5 protein-coding genes and 1 riboswitch are annotated in these 5,222 nt (G+C 57.1%); of the genes, 3 read left to right on the plus strand and 2 right to left on the minus strand.

Translation table 11 applies throughout. The features are described 5' to 3' along the window. The coding region (gene tnpA, locus JN12_RS20220) for an IS200/IS605 family transposase (protein ID WP_145026320.1) at window positions 1–306 on the plus strand (306 nt) is incomplete at its 5' end. A gap of 121 nt (window positions 307–427) precedes the next feature. Here tnpA and JN12_RS20225 read toward each other — a convergent pair. Next, entirely contained in the window at window positions 428–1,768 is a 1,341-nt protein-coding gene (locus JN12_RS20225) for an aldehyde dehydrogenase family protein (protein WP_145026323.1), read from the minus strand. Between the two features lie 344 nt (window positions 1,769–2,112). Here JN12_RS20225 and JN12_RS20230 point away from each other — a divergent pair, with 344 nt between their 5' ends. After that, a complete protein-coding gene (locus JN12_RS20230; RefSeq protein ID WP_145026326.1) occupies window positions 2,113–4,080 on the plus strand; it encodes a sigma-54-dependent Fis family transcriptional regulator in 1,968 nt (655 codons plus the stop codon). A gap of 186 nt (window positions 4,081–4,266) precedes the next feature. Next, window positions 4,267–4,384, plus strand: a riboswitch (molybdenum cofactor riboswitch). 87 nt (window positions 4,385–4,471) lie between these two features. Beyond that, a complete protein-coding gene (locus JN12_RS20235; protein WP_145026329.1) occupies window positions 4,472–4,915 on the plus strand; it encodes a GNAT family N-acetyltransferase in 444 nt (147 codons plus the stop codon). Between the two features lie 126 nt (window positions 4,916–5,041). Here the strand turns inward: JN12_RS20235 and JN12_RS20675 are convergent. After that, on the minus strand, window positions 5,042–5,222 hold a 181-nt coding region (locus tag JN12_RS20675), incomplete at its 5' end, for a hypothetical protein (protein WP_211360598.1).

Raw genomic sequence — 5,222 nt, forward strand, 5'->3', positions numbered from 1 at the left:
ACTAATGATGTAGAAATCTTGCAGGGTCATATATCAAAGGATCACGTGCATCTGTTCGTGTCTGTACCACCCCATCTGGCCCCGAGTAAGCTGATGCAGTACATAAAGGGCAAAACGTCTCGCAAGTTGATGATGGAGTTCAAGCACATCCAGAAAGCCTTTTGGGGTCGCCACATATGGGCACGAGGGTACTTCGTAGCGAGTTCTGGCAACGTGACGGATGAAGTGATCCAGGAATACATCAGGCTACAAGAGACAAACGAACCCAAAGATGGCGGTGAAAATTTTAAAGTAACAGACGACTGATAACGGCTTCAGACGTTATCAGTCGGCAAAGCCTTTAAAACCCTCGCCTTCAGGCGAGGGTGGTTTACTTAGTTATATCCCTGACAAGGCGCTGGTCGCCCTGTCAGGGATGTCTGGTGAATCAGGCAGCCTTTCTCTTGGCAATCCGCTTGATGTTCAGGAGATTCTTGTAGCCGACGTTTTCGGTGGTGATGTTGCCGCCCATGGCCCCGCAACCGAGGGTGAGCGACGGGACCAGGTCGTTGTACAGGGCGCCGATGGTGCCGTGGACCGACGGATGGTTCCAGACAACCCGGTTGGCCGGAACCCGCAGGGCGAACTCCTTTGCCGCCTCCTCATCTTCAGTGAAGACTACGGCCGAGTGGCCGGCGCCGCCGAATTCGAGCTGGCAGACGGCAGCGGAGATCGCCTTCTCCCTGCTGTCGACGATGAACCAGCCGAGGACCGGGGAGAGCTTCTCGTGGCTCATCCAGTCTTCCGGGCCAGTAGTGGTAAGGGGCACCATCAGCATCTTCACGTCGGCAGGGATGGTGAACCCGGCCAGTTCTGCAATGACCTGCGGCCGCTTGCCGACAATCGCCATGGATGGCACCCCCCGCTCTTTGTCGAACATGACCGCTTCCAGCTTGGCCTTTTCTTCTTCGTTGCAGAGGTAGGCGCCGTGCGTTTTGAAGAGGTCGAGCGCCCTCTGCGCAACCTCTTTGTCGTCGAAGATTACCGACTGGTCCGAGGAGCAGATGGTGCCGTTGTCAAAGGTCTTGGAGGCGATCACGTCCGGGATGGCGAGCTCAAGGCAGGCGGTTTTTTCGATGTAGACCGGCACGTTGCCGGGTCCGACACCGAGTGCCGGATGGCCCGAACTGTAGGCGGCCTTGACCATGGCGCCGCCGCCGGTGGCGATGACTATGGCCACATCGGGATGCTTCATCAGGGCGTCGGTCGCCTCAATGGACGGCTCAGCGATCCACTGGATGCAGTCGGCCGGTGCGCCGGCTTCCACGGCTGCCTCAAGCATGATCCGGGCTGCCTCTTCGCTGCACTTTTGGGCGCGCGGATGGAAGCCGAAGACGATCACGTTCCGTCCTTTGAGGGCGATGAGCGACTTGAACATGGTGGTGGAGGTCGGGTTGGTGGTCGGCGTTATCGCCGCCACGACACCGAACGGCTCGGCGATGGAGATGATGCTGTCGTCCTCATCGATGATCCCCACCGACGGCTTGCCCCGCATGTAGTCGTAGACCACCTGGGTGCCGAAATGGTTCTTGATCACCTTGTCTTCCACGTTGCCGATGCCGGTCTCCTCGACCGCCATTTCCGCAAGTTTCCGCTCGTTGGCCACGCCGGCCCTGGTCATGGCCGCCACGATCCTGTCGACCTCAAGTTGGCCCAAGCCGTTGAACTTCTCCGCAGCCTTCTTTGCCCTGGCAATCATCAGATCGATCTGCGTTGATACGTTCGACATAATTGTTTCCTTTCTCCCCATGTGATTTTTTTGATGTCAGATAAGTCAGCTTGATGCTACTCATAGCAGTGCGTGTGCCAAGATGTAGAACCTGGTTTTATATTTTTTGTTGGTGCGGAGTTGCCTCTAAATTGCTTGATATTCCGTGTGATTATGAGGTCGGATCGGGAGGGGTGAGCTGGTGAGCTGCCCGCCTGTGGCGGTGTTTGTATGGAACTTGTCGCAAAATGGCACAGGTGTTGCAATCTCATCTGTTGCAATAAAAAACAGTGTTAGTGGCGAGCAGTCAATCGAAACGGTTCGGCGTCATTGAAATCGGCAGGCACGATCTTCGAGAGGTGGATATGTCGTGGTCAGCGGGCAGCAGAGTAGTGAATGCGGTCGACACCAAGTCACGATTCCTGGCAGGAGAATCGCTCCCCATCGATCTTCTCCCCGAAGTCATCAGCCGTTCCTGGCAACGGTGCGTCGACCGAAGGGTCAGCGTCGAGCGGCAGGCCAGGGAGATTCCGGTGGTCTCCACCGGGGCTTTGCCCGGGTTCCGCGAGCGGAGCAGACGGCTGATTGTTCATTCTGAGCCGGTGATGGAGCAACTCCACGAACAGATTTCCGGGACTTCCAGCGTGGTGGTGCTGACCGATGCGACCGGGGTGGTGCTGCACTCGGTCGGCGATACGGACTTCGTGGAAAAGGCGCAACAGGTGACCCTCCAGCCCGGTGGCATCTGGACCGAGGAGGCCAACGGCACCAACGCCATAGGCACCGCACTCGTTGAACATATTCCGATCGCGGTGCACAGCACCGAACATTTCATCACCATCAATCAGTTCCTGACCTGTTCGGCGGCCCCGATCTTCGATCCCCTGGGGAGAATGCTCGGCGTGCTTGATGTCTCCAGCGACTCGGCCACCTACCAGCGCCACACCATGGCACTGGTGCGCATGTCAGCGCAGATGATCGAAAACCAGTTTTTCGCCCATGAATGCAATGATGAAATCCTGATCCATTTCCACCTGCGGCCGGAGTTCATAGGCACCCTGTACGAAGGTATTGCGGTCTTCTCCCCGGACGGCCGCTTTGTCGCGGGGAACCGCTCCGCCCTGGTCCAGCTGGGACTCAACCGCTACGATGCTGAAAAGCGCGACATCGGCAGCATCTTCGACCTGACCCTGGCCGGCCTGTTGGAACAGGCCGGCGTCCTCCCGCAACCGGTGATAAAGCTTCGACTGAGAAGCGGCGTGGAACTGTTCGGCCGGGTCAAGTTCGGGGCCTCGGTTTCACCCATCACCTATCTGCCCATCCGCAGTCCCGAGGCAGCCGGGCGCGTTTCCGGGACGGAGACGTCATCCGGTTCCCTGGCGGAACTGGACCTTGGCGACCCGGCCATGGGTGCTGCCATTCGCAAGGCGAGAAAGATCATCGGCCACGACATTCCGCTGATGATCGAAGGTGAGTCCGGGAGCGGCAAGGAGATGTTTGCCCGTGCGTTCCACGCCGACGGTCCCCGGTACAAAGGCCCATTCGTTGCTCTCAACTGTGCCGCCATCCCCGAGGGATTGATCGAGTCTGAACTGTTCGGTTACCGCGAAGGTGCCTTTACCGGTGCCCGGCGCACCGGCAGTATCGGCAAGATCCAGCAGGCGGACGGCGGCACGCTGTTCCTCGACGAGATTGGCGACATGCCGCTCTCCATGCAGGCCCGGCTGCTGCGGGTCCTGCAGGACCGGACAGTCACACCGCTGGGTGGAACCAAGTCTTTACCGATCGATGTCAGGATCGTCTGCGCCACCAATCGCCGGCTGCGGGACGAGGTCGCGGCCGGTCGTTTCCGGGAGGACCTCTACTATCGCCTGAACGGTCTCCTCGTCACCCTCCCGTCCCTCCGGGCTCGGGAGGACCGACTTGCGCTGGCCGCCAGCATCCTGCGGACGCTGGCGCAAGGGGATGACAGCGTTGGCTTCTCTCCCTTCGTCATCGACCTCTTTTCCCGACATGATTGGCCCGGCAACATCCGTCAACTTTCGAACGTGATCCGGACGGCACTGGCCCTGCGGGAAGACGAGTTCGAAATATCGGTCGAGCATCTTCCTGAGGATTTCCTTGAACAGGCCGGGGAACAGGCGGTATGCCGCAATCAGCAGGGAAGGGGCGGGGACGACGGAACCGGGCGTCTGGAGGAGTTTGAAGCTGCCGTAATAAGGGACGTTCTTCGCGAATGCAACGGAAATGTCTCTGCCGCCGCCCGAAAACTGGGTGTTTCCAGGTCAACCCTGTACCGGAAATCAAAGGAGAGTAGTGAGCCGTTTCTGTAGTTGGAGAGAAGAGGATCTCTACACTTTTTTTGTTTTGGATGAGAGAAGGGACCAATGTGTGGGGAATTGCTACAGGGAGTAATAGTTCTACAGTATTGGGCAATTGAATATTTCTTGACATAAAAAAGGTATTGTGGTACTCAAATGCATAATTAGTCGAACGTGCTGCTTGCGCTGAGTAATAACTATAATAACCATCTCCGAGCCGAATTGTCTAAAAGGATATCCTCACGGGGTTCGGCCTATGGGTACCGCTGGAAACGGCGCTGCCTCCCTTTTGCAAAGGAGACTTAACGGCACGGATCTTCTCTGTTGACGTCAAGGGACCTTTCCATCCAGGGAGGGTCCCTTGACATTTTTTGGATAACTTTCTTTAGGAGGGCATACCACTATGAAGGAACCGATTTTCATTCGCAATGCTGTTGCATCCGACTTTGACGCCGTAGTTTCCCTGGACCTACAGGGCTCCGATGAAGAAAAACCGGCCTATTGGAGCAGTGTTTTTGAACACTACATCAATGGTCATAACGACCGGTGTTTTCTGGTCGCGGAGTTCAACAAGGCGGTCGTGGGCTTCATCATCGGTGAAGTGCGCGCCTGGGAGTTTGGTTCGCCCCCCTGCGGTTGGGTATTCGCGGCGGCTGTGTCCCCGCATGTCCGCCAAATGAGAATTGGTCAGCAGCTGTTTGAAGAAATCTCGAAACGACTGAAGCTGGCAGGGGTGACGACGGTGCGCACCATGGCGGACCGGGACAATAACCTGCTGTTGTCGTTCTTTCGCAGCATGGGATTGCGGACGGGCAGGTATATCGAATTGGAAAAGGCACTCGATTAGCACTCCACGCTGCCAAGGCAGCGCTTTGTCAAAGAGTAACTTGCTGTTTTCCTATGGATCATTTACGGTTCCTCTGGCAGCCGGGATGAGGAGGCCGCTTTAACACTGGTGCCTTGTGCCCGTCGATTAGCATGGTCCGGGAGCTGGCGATTTTGTCATTGGTGAAGCATCTGCTATCCCGTTCAGAAGAGAGCCGTATCCGACAGTTCCCCTTTCCGGCTTGCCGATCATTATTGCGGAGGCCGGAGTGATGAAGCAGAAGAAGCCGTTCAAGAGAAAGCTCATGAGACTACCCAAGCATCTGGTA

The sequence above is a fragment of the Geobacter argillaceus genome (assembly GCF_007830735.1).
GTDB lineage: Bacteria > Desulfobacterota > Desulfuromonadia > Geobacterales > DSM-12255 > Geomobilibacter > Geomobilibacter argillaceus.